This window comes from Streptomyces sp. EDA2-14, from assembly GCF_054963755.1.
Genome location: NZ_JBUEGE010000016.1, coordinates 137,591 through 152,431, shown reverse-complemented (window position 1 = coordinate 152,431; position 14,841 = coordinate 137,591). Strand labels below are relative to the sequence as shown.

The window sequence follows — 14,841 nt, the reverse complement described above, 5'->3', positions numbered from 1 at the left end:
CAAGCCTCAAAACCCGCGCCCGCCGATCGCGGCCGCCGGTCAAGCCCGCCGCCTCATGGGGTCGAAGACCCGCCCCACCGCGACGAACAAGCCCTCCGCGGCCAGCGCGAGCACGGCCACGAGCACGGCCCCCGCGACCACCTGCGGAGTGTCCTGGAGGTTGAACCCGGCCGTGATGATCCGCCCGAGCCCGCCCTCCCCGGCCATCGCCGCCAGCGTCGCCGTGGCGATCACCTGCACCGTCGCCGACCGCAGCCCGGTCATCACCAGCGGGTACGCCAGCGGCAGCTCGACGCGGGCGAAGACCTGGCGCCCGCTCATGCCCATGCCGCGCGCGGCCTCCACCACCGCCCGGTCCACCTCGCGCATCCCCACGTACGCGTTCGTGAGCAGCGGCGGCACCGCGAACAGCACCAGCGCGATCAGCGTCGGCACATCCCCGTGCCGGCCGAGCGGGGTGAGCGTGAGCAGCACCAGGACGGCCAGCGTCGGTACCGCGCGCCCCACGTTCGAGATGTTGACCGCGAGCGCGCCGCCCTTGCCCTTGTGCCCGAGCCACAGGGCCAGCGGCAGGGCGATCAGGCAGGAGACGGCCAGCGCGACACCGCAGAAGTACAGATGCTCGCCGAGCCGGTGCCACACCCCCTTCTCCCCCTGCCAGTTGGCCCCCGTGGCCAGCCAGTCCCAGGCCCCCGATATCGCGTTCATGCCACCTTCTCCGGCTCTGCGCGCGCCGCGTCGTCACGGCCGCGGAGCCCCGGTATTCGCGGTCCGCGCGCTTCCCGTCCGGACGTCGCCGCCCGGGTAACCCTCGTCCACGGCGTCAGCCACCGCTGCACACCGAGCAGCAGCAGGTCCGCCAGGACCGCGAGCAGCACGCACAGCACGGACGCGGTGAGCACCTGCGCCTTGAAGTCGCTCTGCAGGCCGCTGACGATCAATGTGCCGAGCCCGCCGTAGTCCACGATCGAGCCGACCGTCGTCAGCGCCACAGTGGAGACCGTCGCGATCCGCACCCCGGCCAGTAAGGCCGGCAGCGCCAGCGGCAGTTCGACCTCCCACAGCAGCCGCAGCGGCCCGTACCCCATCCCGCGGGCCGCCTCTCTCGCCTCCTGCGGCACCGCCTGCAACCCCGCCAGAACATTGCGCACGAGAATCGTCAGGGAGTACAGCACGAGCCCCGTGACCACCAGCGAGACCGAGAGCCCGAACAGGGGCAGCAGCAGCGAGAACATCGCGAGCGACGGGATCGAGTAGAGCACCGTGGTCACGCCGAGCACCGGCCCCGCGAAGGCGCGTGCGCGCCGGGCGAGCAGCGCGAGCGGGAGCGAGACCAGGACGCCTATCGCCACCGCCGCCACCGTGATGCCGAGGTGTTGGACGGTCGCGTCGACCAACTCCTGGCCGCGGGTGCGCACATATTCGCCGCACACCCAGTCATTGGCCACCAAGCAGTTCTGCTCGCTCACGCCGGCCACCTCCCCCGATTTCCCCGAACGTATGTCAGCCGCCCGAGCACCCGCACGCACGTTTCCGACTGCCGACGACCCTAGCCCCGACCACTGACAACGGCCGAGCCCCGGCCACCGGACGCAACACGCACTTCACATGACTGCCTCGCCCGGGCATCCCCAACCGGGCCCCGCCCCGGCAGAATGGGGTCCCATGATCCGGTTCGAGCACGTCAGCAAGCAGTACGCGGACGGCACCACCGCCGTCGACGACCTGTCCTTCGAGGTGTCCGAGGGCGAACTCGTCACGCTCGTGGGCCCGTCGGGCTGTGGCAAGACCACGACGATGAAGATGGTGAACCGGCTCATCGAACCCACCGCGGGCCGGATATTCCTCGACGGCGACGACATATCCGGGGTCGACCCGGTCCAACTGCGGCGCCGCATCGGCTATGTGATCCAGCAGGTCGGCCTGTTCCCGCACAAGACCGTCCTCGACAACACCGCGACCGTCCCGCACCTGCTGGGCGTCAAGCGCGCCAAGGCCCGCGAGCGGGCGGCGGAGTTGCTCGACCTGGTGGGCCTCGACCCGAAGGTCTTCGGCGGGCGCTACCCCGAGCAGCTCTCCGGCGGACAGCGCCAACGGGTCGGCGTGGCAAGGGCTTTGGCGGCCGACCCGCCCGTCCTGCTGATGGACGAGCCGTTCGGCGCGGTCGACCCCGTGGTCCGCGAGCACCTGCAGACCGAGTTCCTGCGCCTGCAGCAGACGCTCGGCAAGACCGTGCTGTTCGTCACCCACGACATCGAGGAGGCCGTCCGCCTCGGCGACCGTATCGCCGTCTACGGCGAAGGACGCATCGAGCAGTACGACACCCCGTCGGCGGTCCTGGGCATGCCCGCCACCGACTACGTCGCCGACTTCGTGGGCGCCGACCGCGGTCTCAAGCGCCTCTCGGTGACCCCCATCGAGGAGGGCGACCTGGAGCAGCCGCCCGTCGTGCACCTCGACGACCCACTGCCCAAGGAGCTCGAAGCCCGCTGGGCCGTCGTCCTGGACCACGACAACAACCTGCACGGCTGGATCTCCGCCGAGCACGCGCGCGTGGCCGCGAACAAGGGCGACACCGTGCGCGACCACGCGCGCCGCATGGAGGCCTGGCTGCCCGTGGGCGCCCCGCTCAAGCAGGCGTTCGCGACGATGCTCCAGCACGACGCCGGCTGGATCGCCGTCATCGACGAGCACGCCGAAGGGCGCTTCCTCGGCGTGCTGACCCCGGCCCGCCTGCACGAGGCACTGCGCCGCTCCACGGCCGCCGACGCACGGGACATCACGCGCGCGGAGGTCGACCTGGAGACGGTGGAGCAACTCCTGAAGTGACCAGGCCAGGACTCCTGAAGTAACCAGGCCAGGACTCCTGAAGTAACCGGGCCAGGACTCCTGTAAGCAGCCAGGACTCCTGTAAGCAGCCGCCCCCGCGAAGCAGCCGCAGCTCCCGAAAACCCCGCCCCTCCACCCCGTGTGACCGAACCCGCTCCCCGCGAATGAACCCGCCCCGCTCCACCGCCGTCCTAGAGGACGCACGTCACGGATGCCCCATTCGGCACCGTATTCGCGTATCTCGCAGAACGAGCGGAAGGGCACCGAGCCGTATGAAGCGGATGCCGCGCGGGCCCCGCCCGGACCACGAAACCCACCCCCGCGCGGACGCCGTGCAGCCGCCCCCGGCCGCAGGCGCCTGCCTCCTGGCCGGTGGTGTGGGCATCGCGGCCGGGGTCCTGCCACGGCTCAGGCGCGGCCCCACGGGCGGCGTCACGGAGGCGCTGCCGGGCCCGCTCGGCCCGTACGCCGCGGCTCTCGCCCTCGGCAGCGGCGTCCTGCTCGTCCTGCTCGCGCACGTCCTGGGGCGGCGCAAGCGGCGGGCCTGGTGGGCGGCGATGGTGCTGCTGCCCCTCGGGGCCTGCGGACAGCTCGTGTACCGGCACTCGCCCCCGGGAATCGTCGGCGCCGCCCTCGCCCTGGTGCCGCTGTGGCTCCTGATACGCGAGCGGCAGCAGTTCACCGCGCCGCCCGACCCGCGCGGCCGCTGGCGCGCCCTGGCCAACCTCGTACTGATGGGCGCCGGTTCGCTGCTGATCGGCCTCGTCGTCGTCAGCGCGCACCCGGCGCGGCTCGTCGGCGCCCCGAGCCTCGTGGACCGCCTGGAGCACGTCCTGTGCGGACTGCTCGGCATGCGGGGGCCGCTCGTCTACGCGGGCGGCACGGCGCACACGGTCGCCCTCTCGCTCGGCGTCCTCGGCCTGGTCACCGCGCTCAGCACGCTCTACCTCGCGTTCCGCCCCGAAGGCACGGCGGGCCGCGACAAGGGCATCGTGTTCTCGCCCAGCGGCAAGGCGGCCGTCCGCTACCGGGTGGTGTCGGGCGTGATGCTCGCCAAGGGCGACCCCGTGGGCGACGTGGAGGCATGGCCGGGGGCCATGGAGCGCTTCATGGACGAGGCAAGGACCCACTCCTGGACGCCGGCCGTCACCGACTGCTCCGAGACGGGCTGCGCGGTCTGGACCCGCGAGACCGGCCTGGCCGCGCGGCCCCGCCGCGAAAGCGGCGCCACCCGCGCGGGCCGTCAAAGCCGCGAGATCCCGCCCGCCCCGAAGGGCCTAGGCTTGAGACCATGAGCACGTCGCAGGTCCGCCGGGGCCACGTAGCAAACCTCCCCGTTTGGGACCGCTGCGCGGTCATGGGGGTCGTCAATGTGACCCCCGATTCGTTCTCGGACGGCGGCCGCTGGTTCGACACGACCGCCGCGGTCAAGCACGGCCTCGACCTGGTCGCCCGGGGCGCCGACCTCGTGGACGTGGGCGGCGAGTCCACCCGCCCCGGCGCCACCCGTGTCGACGAGGACGAGGAGCTCAGGCGCGTCATCCCCGTCGTCCGCGGACTCGCCTCCGAAGGCGTGACGATCTCGGTCGACACCATGCGGGCCTCCGTCGCCGAGCAGTCCCTCGCCGCGGGCGCCGCCCTGGTCAACGACGTGAGCGGCGGCCTCTCCGACCCCCAGATGGTCCCGGTCGTCGCCGCCGCGGGAGCGCCCTTCGTGGTGATGCACTGGCGCGGCCTCCTGGCGGGCACCAACGTCCCCGGCACCTACGAGGACGTCGTCTCCGAAGTCGTGAACGAGCTCCACGCGCGCGTGGAGGCCGCCCTCGAGGGCGGCATCGCACCCGACCGCATCGTCCTCGACCCGGGCCTCGGCTTCTCCAAGAACGCCGAGCACGACCTCTCGCTGCTCGCCCACCTCGACCGCCTGCACGCGCTCGGCCACCCGGTCCTCGTGGCGGCCTCCCGCAAGCGCTTCCTCGGCCACGTACTGGCCGGCGAGCAGGGCGCCCCGCCGCCCGCGCGGGAGCGCGACGCCGCCACGGCCGCCGTCTCCGCGCTCGCCGCCCGGGCGGGCGCCTGGGCCGTGCGCGTCCACGAGGTGCGGGCCACCGCCGACGCCGTCCGCGTGGCACGCGCGGTCGAAGGAGCCCAGTGACCGGCACGGACGCCGAGGCCGTCGACGCGGCCAACCGCTCGTACTACGAGGCCATGGAGCGCGGCGCCTTCGAGGAACTGGCGTCGCTGTGGCTCGCCCCCGAGGACGTCGCCTACGCCGAGGACGCCGACCCGGACGACGCCGAGGACACCTCCGTCAGCTGCGTGCACCCCGGCTGGCCGGTGCTCTCGGGCCGCGGCGAGGTGCTCCGCAGTTACGCGCTGATCATGGCGAACACCGAGTACATCCAGTTCTTCCTGACCGACGTGCACATCAGCGTCGTCGCCGACACCGCCCTGGTGACGTGCACGGAGAACATCCTCAGCGGCGGCCCCGCCCCCGAGGAAGGCGACGAGTTGGGCCCGCTCGTCGGGCAGCGCGTCGTCGCCACCAATGTGTTCCGGCGCACACGCGACGGCTGGAAGATCTGGTCGCACCACGCCTCCCCCGTGCTCGCCGAATCGGATGACGAATCCGACGAGATGGGCAACACCGACGGCGGCGGATCACCCGCCTGAGTGGGTAAGCGCCCCCAAAGAGCCCGAAATCCCGATGCGAGGTTGGGCTCTCGACCGCCCGGGTATGGGCGGCTACCAGCCGAGAGCGCACCATGGGGCGGGTGTGCCGGGTGGGATCCGTCATAGCCCCCACGGCCGGGTGCTGTCAGTGCCCAAAGGTAGATTCGAACGAGGCCGGGACATCGACCGCACATCGATGCACCGGCCTTCACCGACGACTGCAGGAGTGATTCGCGTGGATCGTGTCGCGCTGCGCGGCCTCAAGGCCCGCGGGCACCATGGCGTCTTTCCCGAGGAACGCGAGGAAGGCCAGACCTTCATCGTGGACCTGGTGCTCGGCCTGGACACCCGAGCGGCGGCGGCCGACGACGACCTGGCGAAGACCGTGCACTACGGCATCGTGGCGGAGGAAGTCGTGGCCGTGGTCTCCGGCGACCCCGTGGATCTCATCGAAACGCTCGCCGAGCGCATCGCACAGACCTGTCTGAAGCACGAAGGGGTCCAGGAGGTCGAGGTCTGCGTCCACAAGCCGGATGCACCGATCACCGTGCCCTTCGACGACGTGACCGTCACCATCACCCGGAGCCGAGTATGAACAAAACTCCGTTCGACCCGACCGTCCAGCCGGTGCCGACCTCCGTGGTGGAACAGGTCGACGCGGCCGACACCACGCTCTCCAACCCCAAGCGGGCCGTGATCTCCCTCGGCTCGAACCTGGGCAACCGCCTGGAGACCCTCCAGGGCGCCGTGGACGCCCTGGAGGACACCCCCGGCGTCCGCGTCAAGGCCGTCTCCCCCGTCTACGAGACGGAGCCCTGGGGCGTCGCCCCGGACAGCCAGCCCTCGTACTTCAACGCCGTGGTGGTCCTGAAGACGACGCTCCCGCCCGCCTCGCTCCTGGAGCGGGCGCACGCGGTCGAGGAGGCCTTCGACCGCGTCCGGGACGAGCGCTGGGGCGCCCGCACCATCGACGTGGACATCGTCGCGTACGCCGACGTGGTCTCGGACGACCCGCACCTCACGCTCCCGCACCCGCGGGCCCACGAGCGGGCCTTCGTGCTCGTCCCCTGGCTCGACGTGGAGCCGGAGGCCCAGCTTCCGGGACGCGGCGGCATCGCCCAGCTGCTCGACGGCGTGACCCGCGAGGGCGTCGCGGCACGCGCCGACCTGGAACTCCGGCTCCCGGAGTAGTCGTTAGGGTCTACCGGGCACGGTAAAACGGCCGGGCGGACCGCAGGGCCATGACGACGAGGGGCGACCAACCGGGATGAAGCAACTGCGCATCAGGACGCTGGTCGGCCTCTTCGTCGTCGCCGGAGTGCTGTCCTGGGCGGGCGCCCGCCTGTGGGACTCCCTTGGCACTCTGCCGAAGGTCCCGCTGGCCGCACCCATCGTGCTCGCCGTGATCGCCGTCGTGCTGCTCGCGACGGCCCTGTCGATCCGCTCCCGGCTGCGCGCGCAGCGGGAGCGCCGGCCCGAGGCCAAGGGCGTCGACCCGATGATGGCGGCGCGCGCCCTGGTCTTCGGCCAGGCCAGCGCCCTGGTGGCGGCGCTCGTGGCCGGCATGTACGGCGGCACCGGCGCCTTCCTCCTGGAGTCCCTGGACGTCCCGGCCCGCCGCGACCAGGCGATCTACGCCGGCCTCTCGGTGGTCACCGGCATCGCCGTGGTCGCCGCGGCCATCTTCCTGGAGCGCATCTGCAAACTCCCGGACGACGAGGACCCGGAGGAGACGGCGTCAGCCGCTTAGACAGGCCCGCAAGGCCCGCAGCCGCCCTGGCGCCCTGGACAGGCCCGCACAGGGCCTGTCGGGCCTAGAAGGGCTCCTGGGCCTAGCGCCCGATGATCAGGCTCATGGCCTCGCTGCGGGTCGCCGGGTCCCGCAGCTGACCGCGCACGGCCGACGTGATCGTCTTCGCGCCGGGCTTGCGGACCCCGCGCATCGACATGCACATGTGCTCGCACTCCACGACGACGATGACGCCGCGCGGCTCCAGGATCTCCATCAGGGAGTCCGCGATCTGCGTCGTCAGCCGCTCCTGGACCTGCGGGCGGCGGGCGTAGACGTCGACGAGGCGGGCCAGCTTCGACAGGCCCGTGATCTTGCCGTCGGCGGACGGGATGTAGCCGACGTGGGCGACGCCCACGAACGGCACCAGGTGATGTTCACAGCTGGACTGCACTTCGATGTCCTTCACCAGGACCATCTCGTCGTGCCCCAGGTCGAACGTCGTCGTCAGCACGTCCTCGGGCTTCTGCCACAGGCCCGCGAATATCTCCTTGTACGCACGAGCGACCCGCCCCGGCGTCTCCCGCAGGCCCTCGCGGTCCGGGTCCTCGCCGACCGCGATGAGCAGTTCGCGCACGGCGTTCTCGGCCCGCTTCTCGTCGAACTCACCGATCGAGCCCTCGCCGTCCAGCGTCACCGGGTCGGTCATCTGGTGCCTCTTTCTCTACTTACATTCGCGCGCGGCAGCGCAAAGGCCGCGTCCCCCACACCGTAAAGCGTGGGGGACGCGGCCTGCATTCCGGGTCTGGCCTGCCCAGTGAGGGTCGGGTCAGCTCTCGGGGCGCTCTTCCTTCACCGTGTCCACCGGGGTGGTGGTCTCGATGGCGGGCGTCGCTCCGTTCGCCCCGTTCGTCAGCGACAGCTCCTTGGGGGAGAGCACCGGCGGGCGGGTCGAGGGGGTGCGGCGGTTGGAGCCGGTCCACGCGGGGCGGGCCGGGCGCTTCACGATCGGAGCGAAGATCTCGGCGATCTGCTCCTTGTTCAGCGTCTCCTTCTCGAGCAGCGCGAGGACCAGGTTGTCGAGAACGTCGCGGTTCTCGACGAGGATCTCCCAGGCCTCGTTGTGCGCGGTCTCGATGAGCTTCTTGACCTCTTCGTCGACGAGCGCGGCGACCTCTTCCGAGTAGTCGCGCTGGTGACCCATCTCGCGGCCCAGGAAGGGCTCGGAGTTGTCGCCGCCGAACTTGATCGCGCCGAGCCGCTCGGTCATGCCGTACTGCGTGACCATCGCGCGGGCCGTACCGGTGGCCTTCTCGATGTCGTTCGCAGCGCCCGTGGTCGGGTCGTGGAAGACGAGCTCCTCGGCCGCGCGGCCGCCCAGCATGTAGGCGAGCTGGTCGAGCATCTCGTTGCGCGTGGTCGAGTACTTGTCCTCGTCCGGGAGCACCATCGTGTACCCGAGCGCGCGGCCGCGGGACAGGATCGTGATCTTGTGGACCGGGTCGGAGTTCGGCGAGGCCGCCGCGACCAGGGCGTGACCGCCCTCGTGGTACGCGGTGATCTTCTTTTCCTTGTCCGACATGATCCGGGTCCGCTTCTGCGGGCCCGCGACCACACGGTCGATCGCCTCGTCGAGCATCTGGTTGTCGATCAGCTTCCGGTCCGAGCGGGCCGTCAGCAGGGCGGCCTCGTTCAGCACGTTGGAGAGATCGGCACCGGTGAAGCCCGGCGTACGGCGGGCGACGGCCGACAGGTCGACGTCCGGAGCGACCGGCTTGCCCTTCTGGTGAACCTTGAGGATCTCCAGACGGCCCTGCATGTCCGGGCGGTCGACCGCGATCTGGCGGTCGAAGCGGCCGGGACGCAGGAGAGCCGGGTCGAGGATGTCGGGCCGGTTCGTGGCGGCGATCAGGATGACGCCGCCCTTCACGTCGAAGCCGTCCATCTCGACGAGCAGCTGGTTGAGCGTCTGCTCGCGCTCGTCGTGTCCACCGCCGAGGCCGGCGCCGCGGTGGCGGCCGACCGCGTCGATCTCGTCGACGAAGACGATCGCCGGGGCGTTCGCCTTGGCCTGCTCGAAGAGGTCGCGGACACGGGAGGCACCGACACCGACGAACATCTCGACGAAGTCGGAACCGGAGATCGAGTAGAACGGGACGCCCGCCTCACCCGCGACAGCGCGCGCGAGGAGCGTCTTGCCCGTTCCGGGCGGGCCGTACAGCAGTACGCCCTTGGGAATCTTGGCGCCGACGGCCTGGAACTTGGCCGGCTCCTGCAGGAACTCCTTGATCTCGTGGAGTTCCTCGACGGCCTCGTCGCTGCCGGCGACGTCGGAGAACGTCGTCTTGGGGGTGTCCTTGGTGATGAGCTTGGCCTTGGACTTCCCGAAGTTCATGACTCGGGAGCCGCCGCCCTGCATCTGATTCATCAGGAACAGGAACACGACGACGATGAGAACGAAGGGCAGCAGCGAGAGCAGAATGCTCACGAAGGGGTTCTGCTTCGACGGGGAGACGGTGTACCCGTCAGGGATCTGCTTGTCCTCGAACTTGGCCTGGAGACTCTTCGCCACGTCGACGCCCTGGTCGCCGATGTAGCTGGCCTGAATCTTGTTCGAGCCGTCGACCTTCTGGCCGTCCTTCAGCTCGACCTTGATGGTGTCTTCATCGCCGGTGGTCAGCTTGGCCGACGTCACCTTGTTGTCGTTGATGGCCTGAATTACCTGGCCGGTGTCCACCGTCTTGTAGCCGCCGGACGAACCGACGACCTGCATCAACACGACCACGGCAAGGACGGCCAGCACGATCCACATGACCGGCCCACGGAAGTATCGCTTCACGTCCATCCATACGGAGCGGTGCCGCCCCGTCCCTCCTGCCATAGTGAGTTTGATAAGGCTGTTTGAAGCTGTTGCTGCTGTTGGAGCTGTTTGAAGAACTGTTCTTCGGACGGTACCCCAGCATTGTCACCCGAAGCCGCAGGGGACGACCGAGAATCTGCCCTTCGCATGCTCCAACGGCGGGAATCCCGCGAGGGTTCCCGCCCCCGCCAGCTGGTCTGACGGCTCTTCAGCCACCGTAGACGTGCGGTGCGAGGGTGCCGACGAACGGCAGGTTCCGGTACTTCTCCGCGTAGTCCAGGCCGTACCCGACCACGAACTCGTTCGGAATGTCGAAGCCGACCCACTTCACGTCGATGTCGACCTTGGCCGCCTCGGGCTTGCGCAGCAGCGTGCACACCTCGAGGGAGGCGGGCTCACGCGAGCCGAGGTTGGTGAGCAGCCAGGACAGCGTCAGACCGGAGTCGATGATGTCCTCGACGATCAGGACGTGCTTGTCCTTGATGTCGGTGTCCAGGTCCTTGAGGATCCGCACGACACCGGAGGACTGGGTGCCCGAGCCGTACGAGGACACCGCCATCCAGTCCATGGTGAGCGGGGTGGACAGGGCCCGGGCCAGGTCGGCCATGACCATCACGGCGCCCTTGAGGACCCCGACGATCAGCAGCTCCTTGCCCGCGTACTCCGCGTCGACCTTCGCGGCCAGCTCGGCCAGCTTCGCGTCGATCTCTTCCTTGGTGATGAGCACCGACTGGAGGTCGGTGCCCATGTCTTTCGCGTCCACCCGCATCACTTTCGGTCGTCCCACCGGCCGCCGCGACGTGAGCCGCGTAGTCAGCCTTGCCGGATGACCAGTCTGCCACCCTGCCGCTGAGCGAGAACTTTGCCCGGCAGATTGATCTCTCCCTGGCCCCGCCACCCCGTGATCAGGCGGTCGACCTCCTCGATGTGCCGGGCGAACAGCGCTCCGGCCGGGGCGCCCGCCTCGATGGCCGACCGGCGCAGGACCCGGCGGCGCACGGCGGGCGGCAGGGCGAACAGCTTGGCGCATTCGAGCAGCCCGGCCGCGTCCCGTACGGAATCGGCGGCCTCGCGGGCCCAGGTGTCGAGCGCGTCGGCGTCGTCGCGCGACAGTTGGGCCGTCCGGGCGAGGGCCTCGACGACGCCCTTGCCGAGCGCCTTCTCCAGAGCGGGCAGGCCCTCGTGGCGGAGCCTGGACCTGGTGTATGCCGGGTCGGTGTTGTGCGGGTCGTCCCAGACGGGCAGGTGCTGGACGAGGCAGGCCTTGCGGGCGGTCTGCCGGTCGAGCGCGAGGAAGGGGCGTCGGTACCGGCCGCGGGCGCCGGAGGTCGCGGCCATCCCGGACAGGGAGCGGATGCCGGAGCCGCGGGCGAGGCCGAGCAGAACCGTCTCCGCCTGGTCGTCGCGGGTGTGGCCGAGCAGGACGGCGGCGGCGCCGTGGCTTTCGGCGGCGGCGTCGAGGGCGGCGTAGCGGGCGTCGCGGGCGGCTGCCTCGGGGCCGCCGTCGCGGCCCACGTCGACGGCGACGGCGTCGACGGGATTCAGGCCGAGGGCGGTCAGGCGCAGGGCGACGTCCTCGGCGCGGGCATCGGAGCCGGGCTGCAGGCCGTGGTCGACGGTGATGCCACCGGCGCGGATGCCGAGTTTGGGGGCCTCGAAGGCGAGCGCGGAGGCGAGGGCCATGGAGTCCGCTCCGCCGGAGCAGGCGACGAGCACCACGGGCTCGGTGTTCGGCGAGGACTCATTGAGGATGTCGTGGAGGACGCGGCGGACCGCCAGGCGTATCGCCGCGACCGCAGGATGGGGACCCATGTCCGGTTCCCTTCATTCCGTTGTCTTGGGGGGTGGGCGCTACCGGAGACTCAACGGCGATCCGGTGAGATCGGTCACGCAGAGTGTGTCGATGGTGACAGAGCCGAGCCGTTCCCCGAGCATTGCACGCCAGCCCACGGCCTACGGTCCCTCGGATGGGTGATCCTGAGCAATTATGGGCGTGCCTTACGGGGCTTCGTGAGCGCCGTCCGACTTGTTGTGCACCCTCGCGACCCAGTCCGCCGGTTTCGCGATCTCCGACTTCGTCGGCAGCGTGTTGGGCGAGGTCCACACCCGGTTGAAGCCGTCCATGCCCACCTCGTCGACGACGGCCCGGACGAACTTCTCGCCGTCGCGGTACTGGCGCAGCTTGGCGTCGAGGCCGAGGAGCTTGCGCAGGGCCAGGTCGAGCCGGGAGGCGCCCTTCTGCCGGCGCTGCTGGAACTTCTCGCGGATCTCCTCGACGGACGGCACGACGGCCGGGCCCACGCCGTCCATCACGAAGTCCGCGTGCCCTTCGAGCAGCGACATGACGGCGGTGAGGCGGGCGAGGATCTCGCGCTGCGCCGGGGTCTGCACGAGTTCGACGAGCGAGCGGCCGCCGTCGTCCTCCTCGCCCTCGGGGCGCCCGCCGGCGAGCGACTGGGCCGCTTCCCGTACGCGCTCCAGGAACGTCGACGGGTCGACCTCGGTCTCGGCGAGGAATGACTGGATCTCGCCCTCCAGGTGGTCGCGCAGCCAGGGCACGGCCGTGAACTGGGTGCGGTGCGTCTCCTCGTGGAGGCAGACCCAGAGCCTGAAGTCGTGCGGTTCCACGTCGAGTTCGCGCTCCACGTGCACGATGTTCGGCGCGACGAGCAGGAGCCGGCCGCCGCCGTCGGGCGCGGCGGGCAGCTCACGCGTGGCAGGGGCGAAGGTCTCGTACTGGCCGAGGACGCGGGAGGACAGGAACGAGAGCAGCATGCCCAGTTCGACGCCCGTGACCTTGCCGCCGACGGCGCCGAGCATCGCGGGTCCCGGCCCTGAGCCGCGCCGGTCCTGCATCTTGTCGAGCAGGGGTTTGAGGAGCTCGCGGAAGCCCGCGACGTTGGCCTTCACCCAGCCGGGGCGGTCGACCACGAGCACCGGGGTGTCGTGGTCGGTCTCGGTGGCCATGCGCGTGTACGCGCGTACGTGCTCCTCGGAGGCCTTGGCGTGCCGGCGCAGCTCCGCCACGACGGCCCGTGCCTCGTCCCGACTGACCTCGGGGCCTGGTCGTACGAGGCGCGTCGCGGTCGCCACCGCGAGGTTCCAGTCGACCATCCCCGAAGATGCGGCACCACCGATGCTCGTCATGCGTCAACGGTACGTGACGCTCTGCGCACCTGGAGAGGGGTTTGGCCCCCGATTCGACCGCTGTGAACCCTTAGGGGTTCACCGGCAGCCGCAGTTGGCGACCGAGGAGGCGAGGCGGTCGAGGCCCGACTGGGCGGCCTTGGGGTCGACTGCGCCCTCCGTCATGAACGCGAAGACGAGGAGCCGTCCGTCGGCGTCGACGACCGTTCCGGCAAGCGTGTTGACGCCGGTGAGGGTGCCGGTCTTGGCGCGGACCAGGCCCGTTCCGGAGGCGACGGCCGCGTCCTCGTAGCGGCTCGCGAGGGTTCCGGTGAAGCCGGCGACCGGCAGGCCCGTGAGGACGGAGCGCAGTTCCGGGCGGGACGGGTCGGCGGCCTTGGCGAGCAGCCCTGTGAGCAGACCCGCGGAGATCTTGTCGGCGCGGTCGAGTCCGCTGCCGTCGGCGAAGTGGGTGTTCTTGAGGGGCAGCCGGAGCTTTCCGAGCTGCTTCTTGACGGCCTTGCCCGCGCCGTCGAAGTCGTGGCTCTCCCCCGCGGCGATCGCGGTCTGCCGGGCGAGTGCCTCGGCGATGTCGTTGTCGCTGTGCGTCAGCATCCGCTCGACCAGCGCGGACAGCGGCGGCGAGGACACCTTGGCGAGCTTCTGTGCCGTGGCGGAGGCCTTGCCGGAGGCGGGGTCGCCGCCCTTGGTCCTGATCCCGTGGTCGTTGAGCAGGTCCGCGAACTTCCTGGCCGCGGCGGCGGCCGGATCGCCCTCGCGCGTGGCCGGTCCGCTGTCGGAGTCGTCGGTGCGGGCCTCGTCGGCCATCAGCGGGGTGACGCGGGCGAGGTTCTCGTTGGGGCCGATGGGGTGGATGTCGGTTCCCGAGTACAGCGAGGTGTCGTACGTGAGGGTGACCTCGTCGATGTCCCGCTTCTTGAGGTCCTTGGCGGTCTTCTCGGCGAGAGTGCGCAGGCCGGCGGCACCGTAAGGATTCTTCTCACGGGCCGTCAGGGTCGGGTCGCCGCCGCCCACCAGGACCAGCTTCTTGCCGCCCTTCTCCAGGGCCGTGCGGGTGGCGATGCGGTGGTCGGGGCCCGCGGCGGAGAGCGCCGCGACCGCCGTGGCCAGCTTCGTCGTGGACGCCGGGGTGAGGGTGTCGTCCGGCGACTTTCCGTAGAGCCTCTTTCCGGTGACGGCGTCGACGACCGCGGCCGTGCGGTGGCCGCCCAGCGTGGGGGCCTTCAGGAGCGGGTCGAGCACGTCGGCCAGGGCGCTCTTCGTGGGGCCGGGCACGGCCGCGCCGGGGGCCGCGAGCACCGCGGGCGCGCTCGGCGCCGCTTCGGCGGCGCCGCCGTGATCTGTACCACCTCCGACCTCCGAGGAGGCGGCCCGGTCGGCCTCGGCCTTACGCTGACCGGAAGCGTCCCAGGGACCGGCCGCGACCGCCACGACGGCCGCGAGGGCGAGACCAACCGCCGTCGCGCCCACCGTGACGTGCTTGGCCTTGGATCCGGCAACAGTCTTCGCGGCACTCTTCACGAGTTGCGAAGCCTTCGGCTCCGGCACCGTGGACCAGCCCCTTTCGCGATCACACATCTGCGTAGGGGACACTTAACCACCA

15 protein-coding genes are annotated in these 14,841 nt (G+C 70.8%); 7 read left to right on the top strand and 8 right to left on the bottom strand.

From position 1 onward, the window contains the following. Nucleotides 1-39 precede the first annotated feature (39 nt). Nucleotides 40-708 (bottom strand): ABC transporter permease, encoded by a 669-nt coding sequence (locus tag ACY34M_RS30780; protein ID WP_462721528.1) that lies wholly within the window; start codon nucleotides 706-708, stop codon nucleotides 40-42. Beyond that, complete coding sequence (locus ACY34M_RS30775) at nucleotides 705-1,469, bottom strand: ABC transporter permease (protein WP_462721529.1); 765 nt, start codon at nucleotides 1,467-1,469, stop codon at nucleotides 705-707. Before ACY34M_RS30775 ends, ACY34M_RS30780 begins: the two co-directional genes overlap by 4 nt. A 196-nt stretch (nucleotides 1,470-1,665) precedes the next feature. On the opposite strand from ACY34M_RS30775, the gene ACY34M_RS30770 reads away from it, so the two are divergent. The 7 genes from ACY34M_RS30770 (at nucleotide 1,666) to ACY34M_RS30740 (ending at nucleotide 7,252) form a co-directional block, all read left to right on the top strand. Next, nucleotides 1,666-2,829: an ABC transporter ATP-binding protein gene (locus tag ACY34M_RS30770; RefSeq protein WP_462721530.1), complete on the top strand. Its 1,164-nt coding sequence runs from the start codon at nucleotides 1,666-1,668 to the stop codon at nucleotides 2,827-2,829. Nucleotides 2,830-3,101: 272 nt separating this feature from the next. Next, nucleotides 3,102-4,124: a phosphatidylglycerol lysyltransferase domain-containing protein gene (locus ACY34M_RS30765; RefSeq protein WP_462721531.1), complete on the top strand. Its 1,023-nt coding sequence runs from the start codon at nucleotides 3,102-3,104 to the stop codon at nucleotides 4,122-4,124. Further along, a complete protein-coding gene (gene folP, locus ACY34M_RS30760) occupies nucleotides 4,121-4,984 on the top strand; it encodes a dihydropteroate synthase (RefSeq protein WP_462721532.1) in 864 nt (287 codons plus the stop codon). The genes ACY34M_RS30765 and folP overlap by 4 nt, the downstream gene beginning before the upstream one ends. Continuing rightward, complete coding sequence (locus tag ACY34M_RS30755; RefSeq protein WP_462721533.1) at nucleotides 4,981-5,502, top strand: nuclear transport factor 2 family protein; 522 nt, start codon at nucleotides 4,981-4,983, stop codon at nucleotides 5,500-5,502. Before folP ends, ACY34M_RS30755 begins: the two co-directional genes overlap by 4 nt. Nucleotides 5,503-5,737: 235 nt before the next feature. Then, complete coding sequence (gene folB / locus ACY34M_RS30750; RefSeq protein WP_462721534.1) at nucleotides 5,738-6,097, top strand: dihydroneopterin aldolase; 360 nt, start codon at nucleotides 5,738-5,740, stop codon at nucleotides 6,095-6,097. Continuing rightward, a complete protein-coding gene (gene folK / locus ACY34M_RS30745) occupies nucleotides 6,094-6,693 on the top strand; it encodes a 2-amino-4-hydroxy-6-hydroxymethyldihydropteridine diphosphokinase (protein ID WP_462721535.1) in 600 nt (199 codons plus the stop codon). Before folB ends, folK begins: the two co-directional genes overlap by 4 nt. Nucleotides 6,694-6,769: 76 nt before the next feature. After that, complete coding sequence (locus tag ACY34M_RS30740; protein ID WP_462721536.1) at nucleotides 6,770-7,252, top strand: DUF3180 domain-containing protein; 483 nt, start codon at nucleotides 6,770-6,772, stop codon at nucleotides 7,250-7,252. Nucleotides 7,253-7,334: 82 nt separating this feature from the next. Here ACY34M_RS30740 and folE read toward each other — a convergent pair whose 3' ends face one another. From folE to dacB, 6 genes are all read right to left on the bottom strand, one after another. After that, nucleotides 7,335-7,940 (bottom strand): GTP cyclohydrolase I FolE, encoded by a 606-nt coding sequence (gene folE, locus ACY34M_RS30735; RefSeq protein WP_462721537.1) that lies wholly within the window; start codon nucleotides 7,938-7,940, stop codon nucleotides 7,335-7,337. Nucleotides 7,941-8,060: 120 nt separating this feature from the next. Continuing rightward, a complete protein-coding gene (gene ftsH, locus ACY34M_RS30730) occupies nucleotides 8,061-10,076 on the bottom strand; it encodes an ATP-dependent zinc metalloprotease FtsH (RefSeq protein ID WP_462721657.1) in 2,016 nt (671 codons plus the stop codon). A gap of 223 nt (nucleotides 10,077-10,299) precedes the next feature. Further along, nucleotides 10,300-10,860, bottom strand: a complete 561-nt coding sequence (gene hpt / locus ACY34M_RS30725; protein WP_356389760.1) for a hypoxanthine phosphoribosyltransferase — start codon at nucleotides 10,858-10,860, stop codon at nucleotides 10,300-10,302. Between the two features lie 44 nt (nucleotides 10,861-10,904). Then, nucleotides 10,905-11,903 carry a tRNA lysidine(34) synthetase TilS gene (gene tilS / locus ACY34M_RS30720; protein WP_462721538.1) on the bottom strand — a complete coding sequence of 333 codons (999 nt, stop codon included), beginning with the start codon at nucleotides 11,901-11,903 and terminating at the stop codon, nucleotides 10,905-10,907. A gap of 186 nt (nucleotides 11,904-12,089) precedes the next feature. Further along, nucleotides 12,090-13,238 (bottom strand): zinc-dependent metalloprotease, encoded by a 1,149-nt coding sequence (locus ACY34M_RS30715; protein WP_462721539.1) that lies wholly within the window; start codon nucleotides 13,236-13,238, stop codon nucleotides 12,090-12,092. Between the two features lie 78 nt (nucleotides 13,239-13,316). Next, the gene (gene dacB / locus ACY34M_RS30710) at nucleotides 13,317-14,816 is read right to left on the bottom strand and encodes a D-alanyl-D-alanine carboxypeptidase/D-alanyl-D-alanine endopeptidase (RefSeq protein ID WP_462721540.1); all 1,500 of its coding nucleotides are present in this window, start codon (nucleotides 14,814-14,816) and stop codon (nucleotides 13,317-13,319) included. Nucleotides 14,817-14,841: the final 25 nt, after the last annotated feature.

What these genes read in the sequence shown, in the direction of transcription:
- ACY34M_RS30780 (WP_462721528.1), bottom strand. Translation starts at nt 708, where the DNA reads ATGAACGCGATATCGGGGGCCTGGGACTGGCTGGCCACGGGGGCCAAC.
- ACY34M_RS30770 (WP_462721530.1), top strand. Translation starts at nt 1,666, where the DNA reads ATGATCCGGTTCGAGCACGTCAGCAAGCAGTACGCGGACGGCACCACC.
- ACY34M_RS30765 (WP_462721531.1), top strand. Translation starts at nt 3,102, where the DNA reads ATGAAGCGGATGCCGCGCGGGCCCCGCCCGGACCACGAAACCCACCCC.
- folP (WP_462721532.1), top strand. Translation starts at nt 4,121, where the DNA reads ATGAGCACGTCGCAGGTCCGCCGGGGCCACGTAGCAAACCTCCCCGTT.
- folK (WP_462721535.1), top strand. Translation starts at nt 6,094, where the DNA reads ATGAACAAAACTCCGTTCGACCCGACCGTCCAGCCGGTGCCGACCTCC.
- ACY34M_RS30740 (WP_462721536.1), top strand. Translation starts at nt 6,770, where the DNA reads ATGAAGCAACTGCGCATCAGGACGCTGGTCGGCCTCTTCGTCGTCGCC.
- folE (WP_462721537.1), bottom strand. Translation starts at nt 7,940, where the DNA reads ATGACCGACCCGGTGACGCTGGACGGCGAGGGCTCGATCGGTGAGTTC.
- ftsH (WP_462721657.1), bottom strand. Translation starts at nt 10,076, where the DNA reads ATGGACGTGAAGCGATACTTCCGTGGGCCGGTCATGTGGATCGTGCTG.
- hpt (WP_356389760.1), bottom strand. Translation starts at nt 10,860, where the DNA reads ATGCGGGTGGACGCGAAAGACATGGGCACCGACCTCCAGTCGGTGCTC.
- tilS (WP_462721538.1), bottom strand. Translation starts at nt 11,903, where the DNA reads ATGGGTCCCCATCCTGCGGTCGCGGCGATACGCCTGGCGGTCCGCCGC.
- ACY34M_RS30715 (WP_462721539.1), bottom strand. Translation starts at nt 13,238, where the DNA reads ATGACGAGCATCGGTGGTGCCGCATCTTCGGGGATGGTCGACTGGAAC.
- dacB (WP_462721540.1), bottom strand. Translation starts at nt 14,816, where the DNA reads ATGTGTGATCGCGAAAGGGGCTGGTCCACGGTGCCGGAGCCGAAGGCT.